This is a genomic window from Vibrio sp. 378, assembly GCF_033339435.1.
Genome location: NZ_JAWOUO010000003.1, coordinates 250219 through 275067 on the forward strand (window position 1 = coordinate 250219; position 24849 = coordinate 275067).

Consider the following 24849-nt stretch of genomic DNA (forward strand, 5'->3'; position numbering starts at 1 on the left):
ATTTAAAATCCAAGAGGATTTTTTTAAGACTTTCATGGTATAGTAACGCCGTTTTGATCGCGTTATTACATTTAAAAAGTCATTTTAGTCGGTAGCATCACGTTTTGTTATTGACTAATAAATGCCTGAGTGTAGAGTTTGCGGTCGAAAGTGAGCGGTGCTTGAGTTCAGGGGAAGTAACTTGGCAAGACTACAATAAACAAAGGATTGTTGTTTTACTAAGTTATTGTTTTTAAAGACTAGTTAATAAGTCTAACAAACAGATACTTAAGCACTATTGTAGTGTCTATTCATAATTTTGTTATAAAGAGAATTATCATGCCGATATCGCTCGGAAACGCTTTTATCAAGAACTTCCTTGGTAAAGCGCCTGATTGGTACAAAGTTGCCATTATAGCCTTCTTAATAATTAACCCGATTGTATTCTTCCTAATAAACCCATTTGTAGCTGGATGGTTGTTGGTCGCTGAATTTATTTTCACGCTAGCAATGGCATTAAAATGCTACCCATTACAACCTGGCGGTTTACTTGCTATTGAAGCCATTGCTATCGGCATGACTAGCCCTGCGCAAGTTAAGCACGAATTAGTAGCAAATATCGAAGTACTGCTACTTCTGGTATTTATGGTTGCGGGCATCTACTTCATGAAGCAGCTATTGCTGTTCATTTTTACCAAAATTTTACTTGGCATTCGCTCTAAAACCCTACTATCACTCGCGTTCTGCTTTGCTGCGGCATTTTTGTCTGCGTTTTTGGATGCCTTGACGGTTATCGCCGTTGTTATCAGCGTGGCGATCGGCTTTTACTCTATCTATCACAAAGTGGCGTCTGGTAACCCTATCGGTGACCATGACCATACACAAGATGACACGATCACTGAACTAACGCGTGATGACCTAGAAAACTATCGTGCCTTTTTGCGCTCTTTGTTGATGCATGCTGGTGTAGGTACTGCCTTAGGTGGCGTAACCACGATGGTTGGTGAACCTCAAAACTTAATTATTGCAGACCAAGCGGGTTGGTTGTTTGGTGAATTCCTAATCCGTATGTCTCCAGTGACACTCCCTGTATTTTTCTGTGGTCTCATCACTTGTGCTTTAGTTGAAAAGCTTAAAGTGTTTGGCTACGGCGCGAAGCTTCCTAACAACGTTCGTCAGATCCTCGTCGATTTTGACCGTGAAGAGCGTAAAACGCGAACAAATCAAGATGTCGCAAAACTATGGGTTCAAGGTCTTATTGCGGTTTGGTTGATCGTTGCACTCGCTTTGCACTTAGCGGCTGTCGGCTTAATTGGCCTTTCTGTGATCATTTTAGCGACCGCATTTACTGGTGTCATTGAAGAGCACTCCATGGGGAAAGCGTTTGAAGAGGCCCTGCCCTTCACTGCACTGCTTGCAGTGTTTTTCTCGATCGTTGCTGTAATCATTGACCAAGAGCTGTTTAAACCAGTCATTGATGCGGTGCTTGCCGTTGAAGATAAAGGTACTCAGCTAGCTCTGTTCTATGTGGCGAATGGCTTATTATCTATGGTGTCGGATAACGTGTTCGTTGGTACGGTTTACATCAATGAAGTAAAAACTGCACTCATCGAAGGCCTCATTACTCGTGATCAGTTCGACTTACTGGCGGTGGCAATCAATACTGGTACTAACCTGCCTTCTGTTGCAACGCCAAACGGTCAAGCGGCATTCCTATTCTTACTCACATCGGCTCTCGCTCCATTAATTCGCCTGTCTTACGGTCGAATGGTTATCATGGCGCTGCCTTACACCGTCGTTCTTGCGATTGTCGGTCTGATGGGAATCATGTTCTTCCTAGAGCCTGCAACCGCTTCTTTCTACGAAGCTGGTTGGATTTTACCTCATAGTGGTGATCTGACTCCCGTAGTATCCGGTGGTCACTAAAATTTGAGTTGATTAGGAAACTTATCCACGATAAAAAGCTCTGAGTATTCAGAGCTTTTTCTATTTCAGACAGGAACAAAAACGTGACTATTTTAAATTCACTTAACCAGTTTTCAAAGGGACGTTTATCGTGGCTACTGCTTCTGCTATTCGTCGTTTTCTTTGAAGCATGTGCCCTCTATTTTCAGCACGTCATGATGCTTGCACCATGTGTCATGTGTATTTATGAAAGAGTCGCGATGATGGGAGTGGGCGTCGCTGCAATAGTTGGTATATTGGCACCCAAGAACCCAATTTTCCGCTGGCTAGGTTTGATAGGCTGGGGATTAAGTGCTTACAAGGGTTTGTTACTTGCGATGCAGCACGTGGACTACCAGTTTAATCCATCACCATTCGCGACTTGCGATTTATTCGTCACATTCCCTAGCTGGGCTCCGCTCAATCAGTGGGTTCCTTGGATGTTTGAAGCATATGGTGATTGCTCTAAGGTTGTGTGGCAGCTCCTTGATTTATCAATGCCACAATGGTTAGTAGTAATTTTTGCAGGCAATTTAATCGCTTTGGCATTAATTGTAATTGCACAATTCTTCCCTGCAAAACGCGTTAATCCAATTCGTTAATCCTACTGACGCGTAAAAATTAACAAAAAGCCGACCATCTGGTCGGCTTTTTGTTAAGTGGATAGCGCGGCGATTCGCTTTAGCCGCGTGATTGACCACAGCACTGCTTGAATTTTTTTCCGCTCTCACAAGGACAGGGATCATTGCGCCCGATACCTTTGAATGGGTTTAGGCTTTGAGCTTTATTGCCTACCATCAACTCATCCGCGCCCAGCGCGACTTCACCGACCATTAAATCAAGCTGGTCGACTAAATCTGTCAGGGCCGGTGGCGTTTCAATACCTGCGTCACGCATCTGTTGCTGCGTTGCTGGCTCATCGATCGCCAGCATCAAAGTGGTCAGTAATGCTTGCAGCATACGCTGTAATCCATCATTGAGCTCAACGTCTTGCCACTGTTCTTCAATCATTGGCCAAACAGACATAAAGCCTTCGGCAAAATCAGCAAGTTGTTCAGGTTCTTTGCCTGTTAGCTCTAGCACGGAATATTCGTTTCGTTGAATTCGGTTATGCTGCTTGTGAATTTGCTCTTCCACAGCTGGTTGAATCGCTTTGAATCCCTCACCTAATAGCGGCTCTAACCACTTTTCAGGAGCGAGTGGTTTTGTCGTCAGATTCGCAGCTAACACTGCGCCTTCGATAAATAGGCAAGATTCATCGACGTGAACTTCACCTTTTTCAATCAATGTGTATTGCATGACATCTGGTTTCCCATAAATTTGGCGGCATTATACCTCAGAGCTCAAAAGCACGTAACCTAACGTTGTGTGTTTGACTGCATTGGGCGCTTCGACTCTTTTAATGACAAACTTAACTTACATCGCTACAATCGCCCTCCTTTTTACCACCAAACTGTATTAGGCAAGCTATGCGAGTTGTACTAGGCCCAATGGAAGGCGTTTTAGATCATTTGATGCGCCAAATCCTGACCGAGATAAACGACTATGACCTGTGTGTTACGGAGTTTGTTCGCGTAATCGACCAGCTATTACCCGATCATGTGTTTCACCGTTTATGCCCAGAGCTGTTGCAAGGTTCTCAGACTGCATCTGGTGTGCCAGTACATGTGCAATTGTTGGGACAAGAACCAAACTGGATGGCTGAGAACGCAATTAAAGCGGCAAATCTTGGCGCCAGAGGTATTGATATAAACTTTGGTTGCCCAGCCAAAATGGTCAACAAAAGTAAGGGTGGTGCTGCTCTACTTCAGCATCCTGAGCTCATTCACCGTGTGGTTAAAGCTTGTCGAGAAGCCGTTCCAGAAGCCATTCCCGTAACTGCAAAAATTCGTCTTGGCTGGGAGAACCCTGAAGATTGCTTTGAAATTGTCGATGCCATTCAGTCTGCTGGCGCAAATGAATTGACCGTACACGCACGTACTAAACAAGGTGGTTATAAAGCTTCTGAGATAAAATGGGATTACATCAACCAAATTCGCGAACGTTTTGATATCCCACTGATTGCGAATGGCGAGATTTGGAATTATGAAGACGGTCAACGTTGCATTGAAACGACTGGCGTTAACTCTTTGATGGTGTGCCGAGGCGCTTTCAATATCCCTAACTTAGGCAATATGGTAAAACATAACCACCAGCCAATGTCATGGCCCGAGGTGGTTGAGTTGCTCATCTATTACTCCAAGTTTGAGATGAAAGGCGATAAAGGCTTGTATTACCCAAACCGCGTAAAACAATGGTTCTCTTATTTGCGTCAGGCTTATCCTGAAGCAAAAGACCTATTTAGAGAAATCAGAACGTTCAATAAAGCCGCACCAATTGTTGAGCATATTCAACGCTACCGCGATGACTTAAACTCTCAGGTTGCATAATTCCCGAACACAAAAAGGACGAATATCTCGTCCTTTTTGTACCTAAATCCTAGTAACAGATCTTATTTTTGCCGGTACTTTTGGCTTGATATAACTTTTCATCCGCCGCTTTAAACAATTCATCAAAGTTTTCTACTCGGCTCTCTTTACTAAACACCACACCGCCAGAGATCGTAAAGCCTTCTTTCGTTACGCGTATCGAGCGCTCATCTATGGCTTTTTTTACTCTGTCTAAAATGAGTTTAATGCCTTCTGAATCTTCGTCATAAATAGCTAAAACGAACTCTTCGCCACCAAACCTTGAGGCAACATCGGTATGGCGAATATTTTCACGTATACATTTTGCAACAAGCTGAATTGCAGAATCACCGACATCATGACCATAGGTGTCGTTGATCTTCTTGAAGTTATCAATATCGAACACTGCCAAAGCAACCTGTTTTTTTGTCATCTTATTACGCCACACGGTTTGCATACCTCGACGATTCAATAAACTGGTCATTGGGTCTCTTGCTGCCAGTTCTTTAAAGTAACGTCGCTCGCTATGCATATTCACATAGAACAAGACGACGGTACTCAGCACGTAAATAAATAGTGCGACAATAAGGCTGTATTTTTCAAAAACCGCTAGGTTCTTAGCTTCATCCCAAAGGTTGTACTCGTAGTACATGCTGTGACTCGCACTCAATCGCTCTAATTCGACTGGTTTGATTCGTGTACTGTTTGAAGGAATGGATTGTAAATTGGAAACCAAATGAAACTGACCAACAAGACCTAGCGACGAAGCCATGAGCGTATTGATGTCGAAATCAATAGACAAAACACCTTGATGTTCTCCTTTCTCATAGACGGGTACCGTCATACTAATGACTTGACCTTCCATCGAGTCCAACACAGGCCCTGGTCCAGCCAAGGTAATGTTCACTTTATCTTGCGCGGTTTTTTGCCAAAAAGGTCGGGCTTTTAGCGTTGACAAAAGCTCTCTTGTGAAATTTTTTGCGTAGGTATCGGGTGAGGAGATAACGTAACCGCGCTTGTCAATGTAATGGATTCCAACAATGTGCGATTCAATATCGTGCAGAAATGACAATGACGGCGCAAAACCCGCCTTTTGTTCAGCTAACTGGTTAATCGTTGAACCTTGCTGACATAAGCTTTCGTCCCCTACGATCATATAATCAAGGTCAACCGCAGGTAACCCTTCACTATAAACACTTTCGAGTAATAACACATCTATAGGCCAAAGATAACAAAGCCCTTCTTTGACTAAAGAATTATGTTCTTCAAACAGTGGGTTAGCGTAATTGGTATAGTTGGTGAAGCTGTAATCTAAAGCCGTGAGTACTTTAATACCGCGAGACATTGCACGCTCGATACGCGAATACTCAGAATCGATATAGCGGTTAACCGCATCATAGTAATTTTTCGTTGTCACGAGTAAAACCACTACAAATAACGCCAGAGGAAAAAAGATGACAAATGAGAGGCTAAATCGCCTTTGGTTTACCATTGAGTACCATGCATATGAAAGGTCAATAGTCTCTTATGACTGCTATTAAATTGATACTCGTTATCTGGTGACGCATGCAATGCAGCACCAGATAACAAGAGACCAAACAAATGTGTGCGCGCTGTTTGAGACCGTTTATATATTAAAGGAGTTTAATCAATATAGAGTGTGGTGTCACTTTAGTCGCCATAATTTGCAGCTCTGTGCCGACATATTGACAGAGATATGACCTTTATAATCAAGCTGTTCTGTGTCATCTAACAACGATATAACTTGGCTAACCTCCAAGCCCAGTTGCCACATAGGTAAATCGATTGAACATTCATTACCACTGAGATTAATCATAACAACGACTGCTTCACGACCTAGTACACGTGCGTACGCCAACTGGTTGTTAGTGCAATGCAGCCATTGAATACAGCCCGACTGTAAAGGCTTACATTGTTTACGTATCTTGATCCATTGTTGGTAAAGCGATAGCCATTGTGAACTTTCGATTTCATTCCAAGGAAAACAGCGACGATTATCCGGGTCTAGACCTCCTTCTAGACCGACTTCACTCCCGTAGTAAATACAAGGCGTGCCAACGTAAGTCATAAGCATTGCTAGCGCGATGTTCATTTTACGCTTATCACCATCAACCAGTGTGATAAACCGAGCAGTATCGTGACTATCGAGTTGATTCAGCTGCGATAGCTGATTCGAAAATGGGATTTTTGCTCTGGCTTCGTCCAACCATACTTTAAACTCCAAACCATCAATGTTGATTGGATCGTACATAATGTCTTGTCGTGCGATAAAAGCTCGGACTGGATGAGCAAAACCGTAGTAGTTCATCGCCCCATCCTCTTGATCACCTTGCAACCACTGCGTTGCTTCAAAAAAGTGCTCACCTAACACATAAGCATTCGGGTTTACTGACTTAGTTGCATGACGAAACGCTGCCACATAATGAGCATTGTTTTTCGCGCCTTCCCCTTCGCCAAGCATATGGATTACATCAAACCGCCAGCCATCAACCAAGTACGGTGGCTTCAGCCAATACTTGATGACAGACTCTTCACTTTGGTAGATGTAGTCGCGCACCTGTTCATTTTCAAAGTTCAGAACCGGTAAGTTACCAATGCCTTTCCAACCCATGTAGTGATTGGTTTCGCCTTCGAAAAAGTAGTAATCACGGAACTTTGACTGCGGATTACCATACGCTCCTTCTCCTTTTCGTTCTATATCAAACCAAGGATGATGCACTGATGTGTGGTTAAACACCGCGTCTAAGACAATCTTCATATTCTTACCACGGATTTTCTCACACAGTTCAGCAAACTGATCATTGGTGCCGAACATAGGGTCAACAGTGAAGTAATCGGTGGTGTCGTATTTATGATTACTTGGTGAAGAAAAGATCGGATTAAAATAAAGCGCAGTAACGCCGAGCTGTTCAAGATAGTTCAACTTTTGCTCCACACCTTTGAGGTCGCCGCCAAAGAATTCACGTGCCCCGGTATTTTGGTGAGAGCCTACCGCGTCTCCCCACGCCTTGACGATCGATGCAGAATCATACTGAGCATAAGCGTGGCGAATATCGGACTCACTTTTACTAGCAGAAAAACGGTCAGGAAAGATTTGATAGAAAACTTGCTCTTGGACCCAGCTTGGTGGTTGATGGTTTACATTCAACTTAAAGTGGAACTCTTTGGGTGGAATACGCTTTTGTACGCCTCGTGCATCGAGCCAGTATTGTTGTCCGTCTTTGAGGAGCTTAAACACATAATGTGTGACATCTCGATCTCGATTTGGTCGAAACGATGCCTCCCATAGTAACAATTCCCCAACTGTTCCAATTTGAGCCATGTCGACCAGATATTCTTCATTGTCCGGCTCAATACGCACATAGACGGAATCAAAATCCAATGTCTCGGTTTTCAGTCTGACTGTAATTTGCTCGTCATTAAAAGCTAAACCATCAATAGTTTGACTATGAAAAATAAATGGCAGGTTCATTATGGGCACTCCTCGTCATCGGATATGCCACTATGTTATTGAAGAATTAGAGACAAGAAATCCTCCTTGCGAGTTGACATATCAGCCAATTTTCTCAAGGAGGATCACACTTAGTAGGCGTAGTGACTTGTCGGATACCGCTTAGTTCAACAAGAGACTGTCATCTGCCAGCTCTTCACCACGCACTTTGGAGAACATATCCAACAAGTCTGGTACTTGCATGTTAGTGCGCTGCTCTCCAGCCACATCAAGCACAATTTCACCTTGGTGAAGCATTACGGTCCTATCGCCACATGCTAATGCGTCTTTCATCGAATGCGTCACCATCATCACTGTTAAATCGAACTCATCGACAATACGTTTAGTTAAGTCGATAACAAACGCCGCCATACGAGGATCAAGCGCAGCCGTGTGTTCATCAAGCAATAACAACTTACTCTCCGATAACGTCGCCATCACAAGGCTAACGGCTTGTCGTTGTCCACCAGACAGTAACCCAATGCTATCGCCCAAGCGGTCTTCTAAACCAAGACCGAGGATGCTAATTCGCTCTTGGAACAGCTTGCGACGTTTAGTAGAGAGCGCCAACCCCCAGCTGCGTTTTTTACCACGCATGTGCGCTAGAGCCATGTTCTCTTCTATCGTCAGTTCACCACAAGTCCCGGCCAATGGATCTTGAAACACTCGGGCACATTGCGTCGCACGTTGGGCTACCGTCTGCTTGGTGACGTCTTTGCCATCAATGATCACCTGACCACCTATCATCGGCGTCTCACCTGTCACCGCACCAAGCAACGTGGATTTTCCTGCGCCATTAGAACCAATCACGGTAAGAAATTGATGCTCTGGAACCTCTAAAGAGACGCCTTTCAATGCACGATTTTCCAAAATCGTCCCAGGGTTGAACGTGACCTGAATATTATTTAGTTCGATCATAATGCCTCCCCAGAACCATTTTTTGATGCCGCTTGTTTAGCATCAGTAACGCGTTGTTTCGCTCTCATGCTCTGTTTTAGCTTTGGAGCAATAAGCGCCACAGCCACCAATACTGCGGTAACAAGGTTGAGGTCTGAAGCTTGTAAACCAAACATGCCAGAGCTCAAAGCGAAAGCCACTGCAAGGCGATAAAGTACCGAACCGATGATGACCGCAAATACCGCAACCCAAATCTTGCGCCCGGGAATAAGGGTCTGCCCCAAAATCACAGCTGCCAAACCAACGACAATGGTGCCCACGCCAGAGGTCACATCCGCAAAGCTGTTCGTTTGTGCAAACAACGCGCCTGCGAATCCCACAAACCCGTTGGATAAAGCCAAGCCAAAGTAGGTATAAAAGCCAGTGCTCGCCCCTTGCGCAGAAACCATACGCGCATTCACACCCGTGGCTCGTAAACCAAGACCAAAGTCGCTGTTCAGCAGGCGAATGACAAAGAAAGCGGACAGAAGAACTAAGACCCCAACAACCAGAGGGCGAATAAACATCGCATCGCCCAATGCTTCAAACGGAGTGAGAATCGTATCCTCTCCAAGCAACGCCATATTAGGTTTGCCCATAATACGAATATTAATTGAAAATGCAGCGATCATGGTAAGAATGGAAGCTAACAGGTGTAAAATACCACACCGAACAGCCAGAAAAGCGGTTACCCACCCCGTCATACTACCAGCTATCATCGCCATTATTGTCGCAAGCCAAGGATTAATACCTGCGACAATCGCCGTTGCAGCCACCGCCGCTCCCATTGGAAAGCTGCCATCCACACTCAAATCGGGGAAATCGAGAACACGGAACGTAAGATACACACCCAGAGCGACTAGGCCATAAATCAAGCCAATTTCGAGTGCACCAAAAAAAGCAAATGCAGACATAACTGCTCCTTTCTGCATGCTCAGGCTGGCTAATACCAACCTGAACTTAAGACTTCTAACGTATACTCCCCTTCTTCTCTAGCAGAATGCTCTACACGAGAAATCCGGCGAGTATCAATTTTGGGGCAAGCGTCTACCAACCAACGTGACAGGCTTAACCCCAAAAAGCGTTACTTATTGCATGCTTGTCGCACGTTCAACCACAGAATTTGGCAGCTTGATACCGAGCTTAGATGCTGCGCTTTCATTAATTACAAGGTCAGAGCCCGTCGCGACTTTTACATCCAGCTTGCCTGGTTCTTGACCATCAAGAATCGCCGCCACGTAATCCGCGGTTTGTACACCGACCTGGTAGTAGTCAAAACCTAAGCCTGCAATTGCACCTTTTTCGACATATGACGTCGCGCCACCAAATACAGGTTTCTTCGCTTGATTCGCTGCCACAATCATTCCTTCAATCGCACTTGCAACTGTATTGTCTGTTGGGGCGTAAAGAATGTCTGATTTCGCTGCAATCGCTTGAGTCGCAGACTGAACATCAGCACTTTTTAGTGCGGTCGCTTCAACCACTTGTATGCCTTTTGCTTTTGCGCTTTCTTTTAGTAATTCAACCAAAGTCACGGCATTAGCTTCACCGGGATTAAATACAACCCCGATGCTTTTCACCTGAGGAAGAATTTCTTGGATGAGATCGACATGCTGAGCAACGGGTGAAAGATCAGACAGGCCAGTTACGTTTTTGCCTGGTTGTTCCATCGACTTAACCAATTTCGCACCAACCGGATCTGTTACCGCAGTAAAGACAACAGGAATAGAGCGAGTAGCCGACACCAAAGCTTGTGCCGAAGGTGTCGCGATGCCAACTAACACATCAGGATTTTCACCGACGTACTGACGGGCAATTTGCACCGCAATCGCTGGATTACCCTGTGCGGTCTTATAATCAAATTCTAGATTTTTGCCTTCTTCGTAGCCTTTCGCTTTCAAACCATCAAGTAATCCTTGGCGCGTCGCGTCTAACGCCGGGTGTTCGACAATCTGTGAAACTGCGACAGTTGCAGTGGCGGCCAGTACATTGGTAGAAGAGAAAATAGCAGTAGCAGATAGAACGGCGGTGGCTAATAAACGTTTCGTTTTCATCATAACTCCTTGATGTGACTTCGTCCTTGTTTCACGAGCTTTCAATAGGTGTATCGACTCGTGAATTCAAATGTTTGAAGGCGGTATTGTTGTGTTCGTATAACTGTGCACTTCTTGCGCATCTTGTTTTTATTATTACTACTAAGTCTTAGTAAAGAAAAGAAAGATTTAACACTAAAGCAACATTTGTGATCGGGGGGACTTCTTCATCCGGAAAGAATCTTTGGTAAACAAAGCTTCGCTCGCTTCATCAACGACCGTCAAAGTAGGTAATAGAGGCAGGATCAAAAATGGAGCGGCCAGTGCACACTCCATTTCAAACAATTTAAATTAGAACCAACGCTCTAATGACGATTTATCGAGCTGGCGAAACGCTCGGTTCAATATTATCGCAAGCTCTTTGTAACGAGGGCGAGCTTTGACAGGCTCTAATGCAAAACCTGTTTCCACAATTTTTTGATGCAACTCCCGATACCAAGATGCCAAAGAAGGCGGCAATTTCGTGTTGGATCGAGCACCAAGCCACCAAATGCCTTGAAGTGGCAAGCTAATCGCAAACAAGGCAACAACAATGGATTGAGGTAACGCGTGGTAATTGTTGAATGCCATTTGAGTGAGTACGCTGATCGCAGCAACGGCCGGCATGACTTTAATGCCAAAGCGAGTCGCCTTAATGATACGCTGTTCCGGAAATATGGCGCTTAGCTCTTTACGAACTGGCCAGATCTCCATGTAATTCTGGCCATCTTTCAGGCTATGGATCAATCCGACTTTATTACTCATACCGCTCTCTCACTAAAAAATAGTTGAACATTTCAACTGAAGGTACAAAAAATTGATGAAAGTTAATATTCTTTCAAATTTTTTTTGTTATCATTGCTTATTATCGCTATCCTTTGCAGACCCTCAATCTCATTGTTGCTGTTATTTACAATTTAAGCAACTCCGAGATATCTATCTGCACGGATCGCATCATAGTGATGGAAGGGTTCATCACTATTTCTTTATATGGAATTAGAACAATTTTTGACCAGGATTAGTACGCAGCCTTCTGGGTATCGGCTATTCTTGTGATTAATTTTTCATTCTTTAACTGATTTTTTATCAGACGAATAACAGGTAGTCATACATGTCTAAGCTAGTTTTAGTTTTAAACTGCGGTAGTTCTTCTCTTAAATTTGCCGTTGTTGATGCCGAGAACGGCGACGAGCACTTGTCAGGTCTTGCTGAGTGTCTTCACCTTCCTGAAGCTCGCATCAAGTGGAAACTTGATGGCAAGCACGAAGCTCAACTAGGCAATGGTGCAGCTCACGAAGAAGCACTAGCGTTTATGGTAGAAACTATTCTTGCTTCTAAGCCAGAGCTTAAAGCTAACCTAGGCGCAATCGGTCACCGTATCGTTCACGGCGGCGAGCAGTTCACTCAATCTGCACTAATTACTGATGAAGTTCTAAAAGGTATTCAAGACGCTGCAACATTTGCACCTCTTCATAACCCTGCTCACATCATCGGTATCGAAGCGGCTAAGAAAAACTTCCCAGAGCTGAAAAACGTTGCTGTATTTGACACTGCGTTCCACCAAACTATGCCTGAAGAGTCTTACCTATACGCTCTTCCATACAACCTATACAAAGAACACGGTATCCGTCGTTACGGCATGCACGGTACTTCTCACTTGTTCATCACTCGTGAAGTTGCAGGCCTACTAAACAAACCAGTTGAAGAAGTAAACATCATCAACTGTCACCTAGGTAACGGCGCATCTGTATGTGCGATCAAGAACGGTCAATCTGTAGACACTTCTATGGGTCTTACTCCACTTGAAGGTCTGGTAATGGGTACTCGCTGTGGCGACATCGACCCTGCTATCGTCTTCCACCTACACGACGCTCTAGGTTACTCTGTTGATCAAATCAACACGATGCTAACTAAAGAGTCTGGTCTTCAAGGTCTAACTGAAGTGACTTCTGACTGTCGTTTCGTTGAAGACAACTACGGTCAAAAAGAAGAAGCAACACGCGCAATGGACGTGTTCTGCCACCGTCTAGCTAAATACGTTGCTGGCTACACTGCTTCAATGGAAGGCCGTCTAGACGCAATCACTTTCACTGGCGGTATCGGCGAGAACTCTGGCCCTATCCGTGAAATGGTTCTAAACCGTCTTGGCATCTTCGGTATCGAAGTAGATAGCGAAGCTAACCTTAAAGCTCGCTTCGGCGGCGAAGGCGTTATCACGACTGAAAACAGCCGTATCCCTGCAATGGTTATCTCTACTAACGAAGAGCTAGTCATCGCTGAAGACACTGCTCGCCTGACAGGTCTTTAATTGAATTCCTGGCTAGCCACTCGGCTAGCCAGTTTTCATTCAAACGAATTTCTTAGGGGCTCAACTCCTATTCTTCGAGCTTCATGGAATAAGAGTTGAGCTTTTATCCCCCAAATAGCTAAAGGTACTCTACGAATGTCTCGTACTATTATGCTTATCCCTACTAGCGCAGGCGTTGGCCTAACAAGCGTTAGCATGGGTGTTCTTCGCGCTATGGAGCGTAAAGGCGTTAAAGTTTCTTTCTACAAGCCAATCTGTCAGCCACGTTCAGGTGGTGATCAGCCAGATCTGACTTCAACTATCGTTGGTCGTAACAGCGATATGAAGATCGGTGAACCAATGGCGATGTCTGTTGCTGAAAGCCTAATCGGTAACGACAACATGGACGAGCTGCTAGAAACCGTTGTTGAACGTTACAACCAAATCAACAAAGACGCAGACGTTACGCTAATCGAAGGTCTTGTACCTACTCGTAAGCACCCATTTGCAAACCAAGTAAACGCGGAAATCGCGGCAACACTTGGTGCAGAAATCGTGCTAGTTGCGACTCCAGGTACTGATAACCCTGCGCAACTGAAAGAGCGTATCGAAGTAGCATGTTCTAACTTCGGCGGCACTAAAAACAAAAACATCTCTGGTGTTATCATCAACAAGCTAAACGCTCCTGTTGACGAAGCTGGCCGTACTCGCCCTGACCTATCTGAAATCTTTGACGATGCAGACAGCGCGAAACAAAACGAATTGAAAGTGATGGAAATTTTTAACACTTCTCCAATTCGTGTACTAGGTTGTGTGCCATGGAGCATTGATCTGATTGCGACTCGTGCAATCGACATGGCTAAACACCTGAAAGCAGATATCATCAACGAAGGTGACATCAACACTCGTCGCATCAAGAGCATCACTTTCTGTGCACGTTCTCTGCCAAACATGATTGAGCACTTCAAACCGGGCTCTCTACTTGTTACTTCTGCAGACCGTCCTGATGTTATCGTTGCTGCTTCTCTTGCTGCAATGAACGGTGTGGATATTGGTGCAGTACTGCTAACTGGCGGTTACGATATCCCTAGCGAAATCGAAGACCTATGTAAACCAGCATTCGACACTGGTCTACCTATCTTCAAAGCACAAGGTAACACTTGGCAAACGTCTCTAAACCTACAGAGCTTCAGCATCGAAGTACCTGCAGACGATAAAGAGCGTATCGAGTTCATCAACGAACACGTTGCTGGCCACATCGACGGTAACTGGATCGAGTCTATGACTGAAGGCACTCAGAAGTCTCGTCGTCTAAGCCCACCAGCGTTCCGTTACCAGCTAACTGAACTTGCTCGTAAAGCAGGTAAGCGTATCGTTCTTCCAGAAGGTGACGAACCACGCACAGTTAAAGCAGCGGCAATCTGTGCTGAACGCGGCATTGCAGACTGTGTACTTCTAGGTAACCCAGATGAAATCCGTCGCGTAGCGGCTCAACAAGGCGTTGAGCTAGGTACTGGTGTAACCATCATTGATGCAGATGCTGTTCGTGAAAACTACGTTGCTCGCCTAGTTGAGTTGCGCGGTGCTAAAGGCATGACTGAAGTTGTGGCTCGTGAGAAGCTACAAGATTCAGTATTCCTAGGCACAATGATGCTTGAGAACGACGAAGTTGACGGCCTAGTTTCTGGTGCTGTTCACACTACGGCGAACACTATCGTTCCTCCGTTCCAAATCATCAAGACGGCACCAAATGCGTCTATCGTATCTTCAGTATTCTTCATGCTTCTGCCTGATCAAGTACTGGTTTACGGTGACTGTGCAATCAACCCAGATCCAACTGCTGAACAGCTTGCTGAAATCGCTATCCAATCTGCTGACTCTGCAGCAGCATTTGGTATCGAACCACGCGTTGCAATGATCTCTTACTCTACTGGTGAATCTGGTAAGGGTGCAGACGTTGATAAAGTACGTGAAGCAACAAAACTGGCTCAAGAGAAACGTCCTGATCTTATCATTGACGGTCCTCTACAGTACGACGCTGCTATTATGGAAAACGTTGCTGCTTCTAAAGCACCAAACTCTCCAGTTGCAGGTAAAGCGACAGTATTTGTATTCCCAGACCTAAACACGGGTAACACAACTTACAAAGCGGTACAACGTTCAGCTGACCTAGTATCTATCGGTCCAATGCTGCAAGGTATGCGTAAGCCTGTAAACGACTTGTCTCGTGGCGCGCTAGTAGACGACATCGTGTACACCATCGCTCTAACAGCTATCCAAGCAGACCAAGAAGCTAAATAATCGCTTCTGACATCCAGTTGGATATAGATACAAAGCCCTCGATTCGTCGAGGGCTTTTTCTATTGCTGGCCAGAACACTTATTTGTTTTTTATACCAATCACTGCACAACCTATAATTACTGGTGCACAAAGCTTTTCTCCCTATCGCCCCCCCATACCTAGTCGATATTGCTCGTGCTTGTTCTTACACCGATTGACCCACTCCCAAAAATGCATTGGCTCCAAAGCAGCACGGTCCCTGTTCAATTTATCGACATTATTTACGTTTTAGCTAAACTTTTTTGCTAGGAAATACGTAAAAGCTACTGCAATGCACAAACTCATTGACTGCTAAGGAATATATATGAAGGATTTCATCAATACATCACTGATAAAGTTTGGTTTAGCTGCGTTTCTGATTAGTTTTTCTTCATTCAGCTTTTCCGCCCCGAGTATTAAAGGCGTCGATCAAGATATGTCCGGAGGAACGGTGACCGCTGAAATGGCTCATGCTGATGACAATGGGTGGATGGTTGTCCACCGAACAGACGAATCAATGAAGCCTGGTCCTGTTATCGGCTACGCTCCGTTAAAAATGGGAAAGAATGAAAACGTAAATGCAATTTTGATGGAACCAGTAGAATCAGGCGATATGCTGATGTTAATGGTCCACGGAGAGCAAGGTGGCATGAAGACTGGTGTGTTTGAGTATACGCTCGGCGCTAAAGAGGACGGTCCTGTAAAAGTGGACGGAAAGCTAGTGATGGACATCGTACGCGCTAAGTAAGGTGGCGATGAATGAAAAAGTAAACTTTCTACTCCCGGTATTTAGATGTCACAAAAGTACTTAACGGCATTGCTAACCGTTAAGTACTTTTTCATTTGCGATGGAAGCAGCAAACTAGCCAATACTTTCTCTTCCATGAGGAGTATTTAGGTCTAAATCAGGCCCTTTTGGTACAACTTGCGTCGGATTAATCCCAGTGTGGCTGAAGTAGTAGTGGCGTTTAATGTGATAGAAATCCGTCGTGTCTTCGACGCCTTCAACTTGATACAACTCTTTTAAGTAGCCTTGTATATTTTCGTAGTCTGCGATGCGCTGCTTGTTACACTTGAAATGCCCCACATACACCGCATCAAAACGAATAAGAGTCGTAAACAAACGCCAATCAGCCTCAGTAATTGTTTTCCCTGCTAAGTAACGATGCGTCGCTAAGTGAGCATCGATTTTATCTAACGCATTAAACAAAGAATCAAACGCTTCTTCATATGCCTCTTGTGTAGTCGCGAAGCCACAACGATACACTCCGTTGTTGACATTCGGATAAACAAAATCGTTCCACTCATCAATAACGTGTTTTAGATGATCTGGATAGTAGTCGTCGTGATTCCCTGTTAACGCATTGAATTCCGAATTGAACATGCGAATGATCTCTGACGACTCGTTCGACACAATAGTATTGGTCTTTTTATCCCAAAGTACAGGCACGGTTACGCGGCCCGTGTAATCGGGTTTGGCCTGCGTGTAAATTTGGTACATGCGCGTGTGACCAAACAATGGCTCAGGAAGCCCCATTTGCCAACCTTGGCTGAGCATATCAGGGCAAACGACCGTGACATCAATATGTGGTTCTAAACCTTTCAGCTTGCGGAAAATGAGGGTTCGATGTGCCCAAGGACAAGCAAGAGAGACATACAAATGGTATCGACCAGACTCTGGTGTAAACTCCGCATCAGGATCGTTTTTAACCCAGTTACGGAATCCGGCATCTTCGCGCACAAATTTGCCACCATTTGATTTTGTGTCATACCAGACATCTTGCCAAACACCTTCAACCAACTTACCCATGATTGCTCTCCTCTCGTTCTGTTTGTGTTTATATTAGCGTTTCCTATCAAACAGAGAATCATCGAACTTAGGACATCATGTTCAAGAAATTCGAATGTATAAATCAGACACATAAAAAAAGCGCGACCCGATGAAGGTGTCGCGCTTAAGCCCGTCACAGGCTGAATTTATACACTAACGTGTAAACAAGATACCGCGTGAACGTCATTACCTAAAATGGTTGGCTTCGTCTTCGCACACTCTTCGGTTGCTTGTGGGCAACGAGTGCGGAATACACAACCCGACGGTGGGTTGATAGGTGAAGGAAGATCACCCTCTAGCATTTGGATTTTCTTATTGCGCTCAATATCCGGGTCCGGGATCGGAACCGCAGACATCAGCGCACGCGTATATGGGTGCTTAGGATCAGCAAACAGAGCCTCGGCCTCGCCAAGCTCAACGGCATTACCTAAATACATAACTAAAACGCGATCTGAAATGTGTTTAACGACAGACAAGTCATGCGCAATGAATACCAGAGAAAGCCCTAACTCTTTTTGAATCTCTTTAAGTAGGTTAACCACCTGAGCTTGAATAGATACATCAAGCGCCGATACTGGCTCGTCACAAATGATCATCTTAGGCTTAAGGATAAGCGCACGCGCTATCCCGATACGCTGACACTGACCACCCGAGAACTCGTGTGGGTAACGGTTAATCACGTTAGGTAATAGGCCAACTTTCGCCATCATCTCTTTAACGCGATCTTTCACTTCCTGCTTAGACAGTTCTGGATAGAATGTCTCAAGAGGTTCAGCAATGATATCACCAACAGTCATACGCGGATTCAGCGATGCCAATGGGTCTTGGAAAATCATCTGAATTTCTTTACGCGTCTCACGGCGCTGAACGCTTTTCATTTTAGTAAGGTCTTGACCCAACCACACTACTTGGCCGTCAGTAGCTTCAACCAGACCAATGATGGCACGAGCAAACGTCGATTTACCACAACCTGATTCACCTACTACACCAAGCGTTTCCCCTTCGTATAGTCGAACATTCACGCCATCTACCGCTTTCAGGCTCGAAGGCTTTGACCACGGCCATGCCGACTTTGAGGCAATGCTGAAGTGAACTTTCAGCTCAGAAATGTCCAGAATTAGTTTTTTGTCTACTGCGTTCATTTGTTCCAAGCCTCCCATTCAGAAAAACATGCACGCTGACGACCATCACCAAATGGTGTCAGAATTGGCGCCTCGCGCTTACAACGATCCATCACACGGTGACAGCGCTCTTGATAAGGGCAGCCCGGCGGTAAACGAAGCAAGTTTGGTGGATTACCAGGAATGGTCGGCAGAATTTCACCCTCAGTATCGAGGCGAGGAATCGCCTTCAGCAGACCCTCCGCATAAGGATGGCTTGGATTGTAGAAAATTTCGTTTACGTTGCCGTACTCCATGGTACGGCCTGCATACATCACCAGCACCTTGTCACACGAACCTGCAACCACACCAAGGTCGTGAGTGATCATGATGATCGCTGTGTTGAACTCAGATTTCAGCTCATTCAACAAGTCCATGATCTGTGCTTGTACCGTCACATCAAGTGCTGTTGTTGGCTCATCGGCTATAAGCAGTTTAGGACGACATAACAACGCCATCGCGATCATTACACGCTGACGCATACCGCCTGAAAACTCATGCGGGTACATCGTGATACGCTTACGCGCTTCAGGGATTTTTACCGCTTCCAGCATGCGTACTGATTCTTCAAATGCTTCCGCTTTGCCCATGCCTTTGTGCAGCATAAGCACTTCCATCAACTGATCACTGACTTTCATGTAAGGGTTCAGTGATGTCATTGGGTCTTGGAAGATCATTGCGATCTGTTCCGCACGCACTTTGTTCAGTTCTTTTTCTGGTAAGTTTAGGATTTCTTTGCCTTCAAACTTTGCGCTACCAGAAATAATACCATTCTTAGCCAAAAGGCCCATGATTGCGAATACGGTTTGAGATTTACCTGATCCCGACTCTCCAACGATACCTAAGGTTTCGCCTTGGTTGAGAGAGAAGTTCAAATCGTTTACTGCGGTTACGATACCATCTTGCGTGGTGAATTCGACGCGCAGATCTTTGACATCTAATAAGCTCATCATTGCTTCCTTAATCTTATCTTTTAATTATCTGTCTTTTGGATCCAGCGCATCGCGCAGGCCGTCACCAACGTAGTTGAAGCAGAATAGCGTCACAACCATGAACACTGCTGGGAATGCCAGCTGCCAGATTGCTACTTCCATTGTCTGTGCACCTTCTTGTAGAAGAGCGCCCCAACTTGTCATTGGTTCCTGAACACCAAGACCAAGGAATGATAGGAATGATTCCGTTAGAATCATACTTGGGATAAGCAGCGTAGAGTATACCGCTACAATACCCAGTACGTTCGGTACGATATGACGAGTAATGATTTTCCAGTTGCTTACACCACACACATGTGCCGCTTCGATAAACTCCTTGCTACGTAGACTAAGAGTCTGGCCACGTACGATACGCGCCATATCTAGCCATGCGATAGCACCAATCGCAACGAAGATCAGCATGATGTTACGACCGAAGAATGTTACCAGTACAATCACCAGGAACATAAACGGTACCGCGTATAAAATTTCTAGAATACGCATCATTACGCGGTCAACTTTACCGCCGATGAAACCAGATGCTGCGCCGTAGAGCGTACCAATCAGTACCGCTACAAATGCACCCATAACACCTACCATCAACGAAATACGACCTCCAATTAGCGTACGCACGTATAAATCACGGCCTAAGCTGTCAGTACCAAACCAATGGTCAGCATTCGGTGCAACGTGCATCGCGTACCAGTCAGTATCATCAAATGTGTACGGTGCGATCATTGGCAGAATAATAACCGCCAACGTCATTAGAACAAGAAGGAATAAGCTCACCATCGCCGCTTTGTTGCGCATGAAACGGATACGAGCATCTTGCCAAAGACTGCGACCTTCAATCTCCAAGTTTTCGGAGAATTTCTCAATCGCTTCTAGGTTTTCTTTTTTCGTTAACATAACCAAACGTCCCTGTTAGTAGCGAATTTTCGGGTCAATCATTGCAAGTAAAATATCTACAATCGCGTTGAATAGAATGAATAGGAAACCAATCAGAATGGTTACCCCCATTACTAGCGAGTAGTCACGGTTAAATGCAGCGTTAACGAATAGTTTACCAATACCAGGCAGACCAAAAATGGTTTCGATAACAACGGAGCCGGTGATGATACCTACGAAAGCTGGCCCCATGTAAGAAACAACAGGGAGAAGTGCCGGCTTCAGAGCGTGTTTGATAATGATGTAACGGTAACTTAGACCTTTAGCACGTGCCGTACGAATAAAGTTACTGTTTAGGGTTTCGATCATCGAACCACGCGTGATACGAGCAAAGGTAGCAACATACAGTAGCGACATACCAATAACAGGAAGCACTAAATACTGCCAGCTACCATCTTGCCAACCGCCCGCAGGGAAGATATTCCAGTGAAGCGAGAATATGTAGATAAGCGCAGGCGCTAATACAAAGGATGGCATTACGACACCAAGCATCGCAGTCGACATAATGGTGTAATCAATCCAAGTATTTTGCTTGAGCGCAGCAATGGTACCGACGGTAACCCCCATTATCAAAGTAAAGATAAAGGCGATGAAGCCCACTTTAGCCGAAACAGGTAAGGCAACCGCGATCAGCTCGTTTACTGAGTAATCAAGGTATTTAAATGACGGTCCGAAATCACCTTGGATAACATTGGTCAAATACGTGGTGTATTGTTCAAATACAGGTTTATCCAAGCCATATTTAGCTTCGATATTTGCCATTACTTCGGGTGGCAATGGACGCTCTGTCGAGAAAGGGTTTCCCGGTGCAAAGCGCATAAGAAAGAAAGATACGGTGATCAAAACCAACATTGTTGGGATCGCCTCAAATATCCTTTTTGCGATGAATTTAAGCATAAACTCACTCTTTCAGTCTGTGACAGTTAAATTAAAGAAGTCGTCCAATTCTTTTGGACTAAAGATAGGCGCTACATGCAATTTCTCACATGTAGGGCCTCATTTTTATAGTTCTATCGAGTTACGAATTACTCTGTGATGTAGAGATCTTTAGAGTAAATCTTGTCTTCCGCGTTATTTACTGGGAAGCCACCAACTTTCGGTGATAGTAGACGTGATTTCACGTACTGGTAGATAGGTGCGATTGGCATATCTTTTGCCATCAACTTCTCTGCTTCTAGGTAAAGTGCTTGGCGCTCTTCGTCAGAAGTTGAAGCAAATGCTTTGTTCATGATCGCATCGTACTCTTTGCTGTCGTAGTGAATACCACCAGTAGTGTTATTACTCATCATCAGCGTTAGGAAAGATGAAGCTTCGTTGTAGTCGCCACACCAACCTGCACGAGCAACCTCAAAGTTGCCAGAATCTTTAGTAGATAGGTAAGTTTTCCACTCTTGGTTTTCTAGCGTAACGTCTAGACCAAGCGTCTTCTTCCACATTGAACCCAGTGCAACCGCAAGTTTCTTGTGGTTCTCTGATGTATTGTATAGAAGGTTAAATTCAAGAGGGTTGTCTGCGCCGTAACCCGCTTCTTCCAATAGACGCGCAGCTTCTGCGTTACGCTCTTCTTGCGTCATTTTGCCGTATGCAGGGATTTCTGGGTTGAAACCTGCCGTAATTTCAGGTGTTAGGAAGTAAGCTGGCTTTTGACCTTGACCTAAAATCGCATCAGTCACAATGTTACGGTCAATCGCATAAGAAATCGCTTTACGCACGCGAACATCATCAAACGGCTTTTTCTTCGTATTGAAGATGTAGTAGTAAGTACATAAGTTACCGGTTACAGACACTTCTTGTGGGTGCTCTTTCTTCAGACGCTTGAAGTGCTCTGTAGGCAGCTCGTTTGTGAAGTCGATTTCACCCGCTAGGAAGCGGTTCATTTCCGCTACTTGGTTCTCGATTGGTAGGAAAGTAACTTGGTCAAGCGTCGTGTTTTCGTTGTCCCAGTACTGTTCGTTACGTTTTAGAACCAAACGCTCGTTTACAACCCAGTTGTCAACAACATAAGCACCGTTACCTACAAAGTTCTCTGGCTTCGTCCATTGATCGCCGAACTTTTCAACAGTTGCTTGATGAACAGGTTTCACTGTCGTGTGGCCCATCATCATTACAAAATATGGTACTGCAGTATCTAACTCAACCACTAACGTGTGATCGTCAACCGCTTTAACACCTAACTCGCTCTTATCTTTTTTACCCGCAACAATGTCTTTTGCGTTCTTCATCTTGGTGTATTCCATGTACCAAGCATATGGAGAGGCGGTTGCTGGATCGACTGCACGTTGGAAGCTGTAAACGAAATCACCTGCAGTGACAGGATCACCGTTTGACCATTTTGCGTCTTCACGTAAGTGGAAAGTGTATGTTTTGTTGTCTTCAGTTTCCCAAGATTCTGCAACACCAGGGATAGTGTTACCGTCCGCATCTTGGTTTACAAGGCCTTCAAGAAGATCGCGAATCACGTGGGATTCTGGAACACCTTGAGATTTATGAGGGTCTATTGTCGCAACTTCTGTACCGTTACCACGCACCAATTCTTGAACAGCAGCAAGTTTTGGCTCTTTAGAATCAGATTTAGCTTCAGGGGCTGGAGCCGGAGCAGGCTCAGCAGCTTGTTTCTCCGCAGGCTTTTCACCACAACCAGCTAGAGCGAGAGAAAGACCAGCACCAATAAATAAAGCGCGCGTGATTTTATTCTTATACATGCGTAAAACTCCAAATTTTTTCGTTAGCATCCATGACTTCTTTGTAAGGGCCTGGAACGGTCAGAGTTTTAGATTTTTTTAGTGCACTTTCTGAGCACAAAAGTCTAAAACCTTACAAAGACTGCGGCACACATTAGCAATCATTGAAGTAATTTGCCATAAAAATGTAGCAAAAAAACCAATAATGCTGACTAAACCACACATATCTAGCAGTAAACTCTAACCCCAAAGCATTCACCAGCCAAATAAAGACCAGAAGCGACATTTAACAGGCGAAACTTTCGATTAATCTGAGTTTAAACCATTTACTAGCATCTTATGCTAGATATTTACACATCATTTAACATTTATGACAAATCAAGTCTAACAAATAATTGTTTATATATTGGGCAAAAAACTTTTATTGTGAAGAATATCACCCGACAAAAGATAGGAAATATCGAAACAAAGTGAGCAATACAATGAAGATAAATACAAAAAAAACTAAGTGCCATTAGCACTTAGCTTTTTTCACTAGAATGCGGGTTAGTTCTATTTTTCCCAACGCTGTGCAGCTTGATGATCGGTGTCGCGCGACTCAATCCAACGATCTTCATTCGTCGTACGCTCTTTTTTCCAAAATGGTGCTTGGGTTTTCAGATAATCCATGATGAACTCGCACGCATCAAATGCCGCGCCGCGGTGCGCACTGGAAACGCCCACAAATACAATTTGATCACCGCTATCCATGTCTCCGACACGATGAATCACGCGTACACCTAATAGTGGCCAGCGAGACTCAGCTTGATCGCAAATGTCGCTCAAGCTCTTCTCTGTCATCTCCGGATAGTGCTCTAGATGTAAACCAATGACATTATCCCCAAGGTTCATATCTCGAACTTTACCAACGAATGTAACGACAGCGCCGGCAGCCGTCCCTTCAGATAGACGTTGATATTCTTGCTCAACCGAAAAGTCTTCAATTTGTACAGATACACGAGAATCCATCTTAACCCCCAGTTACCGGCGGGAAAAACGCAACTTCGTCACCTGCTTTTACTTGTGTATCCAGAGGGACGATGGATTGGTTCACTGCAGCAAGTAGCTTTCCTGGCTCGAGCGCTAAATCCCACTTGCCATCTTTCTTAGTGCCTTCTTCCACTAGATGTGCACGAATTGATTCAACCGTTTCAAACGGCCCGTCTAACTCGACACTGTCGATGCCAATCAGCTCGCGAGTTTGAGCAAAGAAAAGTACTTTAATCATGATTCCACCTTAAAGTGACCAGATTTACCACCCGTTTTCTCTAGTAGACGAACTTGACCAATGACCATGTCTTTTTGTACTGCTTTACACATATCGTAAATCGTTAGAGCAGCAACGGAAGCTGCCGTGAGCGCTTCCATTTCCACACCAGTTTTACCCGCAAGTTTACATACTGATTCGATGCGAACTTTGTTTTCTGCTTCGATAGCTTCCAGTTGAACTTCAACTTTAGAGAGTAGTAGCGGATGACAAAGTGGAATCAAATCCCAGGTTTTCTTCGCAGCTTGAATACCAGCAATACGAGCCGTCGCAAATACATCACCTTTGTGGTGCTGGCCAGAGACAATCAGTTGAAGTGTTTCTGGGGCCATGTGAACAAATGCTTCAGCACGAGCTTCACGAACCGTCTCCGTTTTTGCTGACACGTCAACCATGTTTGCTTCGCCAGAAGCATTGATATGTGTAAATTGGGTCATTGTTTTTCCTTCGCTTTTAG

The 24849-nt window shown here is 44.7% G+C and carries 22 protein-coding genes; 6 read left to right on the plus strand and 16 right to left on the minus strand.

Translation table 11 applies throughout. From position 1 onward, the window contains the following. Positions 1-318: 318 nt before the first annotated feature. Entirely contained in the window at positions 319-1905 is a 1587-nt protein-coding gene (gene nhaB, locus R7Q48_RS07630; protein WP_005380822.1) for a Na(+)/H(+) antiporter NhaB, read from the plus strand. Positions 1906-1988: 83 nt separating this feature from the next. After that, a complete protein-coding gene (gene dsbB / locus R7Q48_RS07635; protein WP_239938635.1) occupies positions 1989-2525 on the plus strand; it encodes a disulfide bond formation protein DsbB in 537 nt (178 codons plus the stop codon). Positions 2526-2604: 79 nt separating this feature from the next. Here dsbB and R7Q48_RS07640 read toward each other — a convergent pair whose 3' ends face one another. Further along, on the minus strand, positions 2605-3222 hold the full coding sequence (locus R7Q48_RS07640) for a YecA family protein (RefSeq protein WP_005380818.1): 618 nt from the start codon (positions 3220-3222) through the stop codon (positions 2605-2607). 170 nt (positions 3223-3392) lie between these two features. Between R7Q48_RS07640 and dusC the strand changes: the two genes are divergently transcribed. Further along, on the plus strand, positions 3393-4352 hold the full coding sequence (gene dusC / locus R7Q48_RS07645) for a tRNA dihydrouridine(16) synthase DusC (RefSeq protein ID WP_017633856.1): 960 nt from the start codon (positions 3393-3395) through the stop codon (positions 4350-4352). Between the two features lie 49 nt (positions 4353-4401). Here dusC and R7Q48_RS07650 read toward each other — a convergent pair whose 3' ends face one another. From R7Q48_RS07650 to yfbV, 6 genes are all read right to left on the minus strand, one after another. Next, positions 4402-5862, minus strand: a complete 1461-nt coding sequence (locus tag R7Q48_RS07650) for a sensor domain-containing diguanylate cyclase (RefSeq protein ID WP_256902942.1) — start codon at positions 5860-5862, stop codon at positions 4402-4404. Between the two features lie 174 nt (positions 5863-6036). Next, a complete protein-coding gene (gene malZ, locus R7Q48_RS07655) occupies positions 6037-7863 on the minus strand; it encodes a maltodextrin glucosidase (protein WP_318132224.1) in 1827 nt (608 codons plus the stop codon). Between the two features lie 141 nt (positions 7864-8004). Beyond that, entirely contained in the window at positions 8005-8799 is a 795-nt protein-coding gene (locus tag R7Q48_RS07660; protein WP_213868080.1) for an ABC transporter ATP-binding protein, read from the minus strand. Then, a complete protein-coding gene (locus tag R7Q48_RS07665) occupies positions 8796-9731 on the minus strand; it encodes an ABC transporter permease (protein ID WP_012841584.1) in 936 nt (311 codons plus the stop codon). The genes R7Q48_RS07660 and R7Q48_RS07665 overlap by 4 nt, the downstream gene beginning before the upstream one ends. Positions 9732-9905: 174 nt before the next feature. Next, positions 9906-10871: an ABC transporter substrate-binding protein gene (locus R7Q48_RS07670; RefSeq protein ID WP_053349612.1), complete on the minus strand. Its 966-nt coding sequence runs from the start codon at positions 10869-10871 to the stop codon at positions 9906-9908. Positions 10872-11201: 330 nt separating this feature from the next. Next, on the minus strand, positions 11202-11654 hold the full coding sequence (gene yfbV / locus R7Q48_RS07675) for a terminus macrodomain insulation protein YfbV (RefSeq protein WP_005380809.1): 453 nt from the start codon (positions 11652-11654) through the stop codon (positions 11202-11204). Positions 11655-12000: 346 nt separating this feature from the next. Here yfbV and R7Q48_RS07680 point away from each other — a divergent pair, with 346 nt between their 5' ends. The 3 genes from R7Q48_RS07680 to R7Q48_RS07690 all read left to right on the plus strand — a co-directional run bounded on the left by R7Q48_RS07680 (position 12001) and on the right by R7Q48_RS07690 (position 16243). Further along, positions 12001-13197, plus strand: a complete 1197-nt coding sequence (locus R7Q48_RS07680) for an acetate kinase (protein ID WP_005380807.1) — start codon at positions 12001-12003, stop codon at positions 13195-13197. Between the two features lie 135 nt (positions 13198-13332). Then, the gene (pta, locus tag R7Q48_RS07685; protein WP_256902944.1) at positions 13333-15477 is read left to right on the plus strand and encodes a phosphate acetyltransferase; all 2145 of its coding nucleotides are present in this window, start codon (positions 13333-13335) and stop codon (positions 15475-15477) included. A 343-nt stretch (positions 15478-15820) separates the two neighbouring features. Beyond that, complete coding sequence (locus R7Q48_RS07690) at positions 15821-16243, plus strand: hypothetical protein (protein ID WP_130545882.1); 423 nt, start codon at positions 15821-15823, stop codon at positions 16241-16243. Positions 16244-16357: 114 nt separating this feature from the next. Here the strand turns inward: R7Q48_RS07690 and R7Q48_RS07695 are convergent, their stop codons facing one another. The 9 genes from R7Q48_RS07695 to moaC form a co-directional block, all read right to left on the minus strand. Continuing rightward, a complete protein-coding gene (locus R7Q48_RS07695; RefSeq protein WP_256902945.1) occupies positions 16358-17305 on the minus strand; it encodes a glutathione S-transferase family protein in 948 nt (315 codons plus the stop codon). Between the two features lie 167 nt (positions 17306-17472). Continuing rightward, on the minus strand, positions 17473-18486 hold the full coding sequence (gene oppF, locus R7Q48_RS07700) for a murein tripeptide/oligopeptide ABC transporter ATP binding protein OppF (RefSeq protein WP_005387265.1): 1014 nt from the start codon (positions 18484-18486) through the stop codon (positions 17473-17475). Next, positions 18465-19436 (minus strand): ABC transporter ATP-binding protein, encoded by a 972-nt coding sequence (locus R7Q48_RS07705; protein ID WP_005380792.1) that lies wholly within the window; start codon positions 19434-19436, stop codon positions 18465-18467. The genes oppF and R7Q48_RS07705 overlap by 22 nt, the downstream gene beginning before the upstream one ends. A 27-nt stretch (positions 19437-19463) precedes the next feature. Further along, positions 19464-20366 (minus strand): oligopeptide ABC transporter permease OppC, encoded by a 903-nt coding sequence (oppC, locus tag R7Q48_RS07710; protein ID WP_017633861.1) that lies wholly within the window; start codon positions 20364-20366, stop codon positions 19464-19466. Positions 20367-20381: 15 nt separating this feature from the next. Continuing rightward, positions 20382-21302, minus strand: a complete 921-nt coding sequence (oppB, locus tag R7Q48_RS07715) for an oligopeptide ABC transporter permease OppB (RefSeq protein ID WP_005380786.1) — start codon at positions 21300-21302, stop codon at positions 20382-20384. A 128-nt stretch (positions 21303-21430) separates the two neighbouring features. Continuing rightward, positions 21431-23107 carry an ABC transporter substrate-binding protein gene (locus R7Q48_RS07720; RefSeq protein WP_017633862.1) on the minus strand — a complete coding sequence of 559 codons (1677 nt, stop codon included), beginning with the start codon at positions 23105-23107 and terminating at the stop codon, positions 21431-21433. A 531-nt stretch (positions 23108-23638) separates the two neighbouring features. Then, positions 23639-24094: a molybdopterin synthase catalytic subunit MoaE gene (moaE, locus tag R7Q48_RS07725; RefSeq protein WP_256902946.1), complete on the minus strand. Its 456-nt coding sequence runs from the start codon at positions 24092-24094 to the stop codon at positions 23639-23641. Position 24095: 1 nt separating this feature from the next. Next, positions 24096-24353 carry a molybdopterin synthase sulfur carrier subunit gene (gene moaD / locus R7Q48_RS07730; protein ID WP_005388938.1) on the minus strand — a complete coding sequence of 86 codons (258 nt, stop codon included), beginning with the start codon at positions 24351-24353 and terminating at the stop codon, positions 24096-24098. Continuing rightward, a complete protein-coding gene (gene moaC / locus R7Q48_RS07735) occupies positions 24350-24829 on the minus strand; it encodes a cyclic pyranopterin monophosphate synthase MoaC (RefSeq protein ID WP_005380779.1) in 480 nt (159 codons plus the stop codon). The genes moaD and moaC overlap by 4 nt, the downstream gene beginning before the upstream one ends. Between the last annotated feature and the right edge of the window lie 20 nt (positions 24830-24849).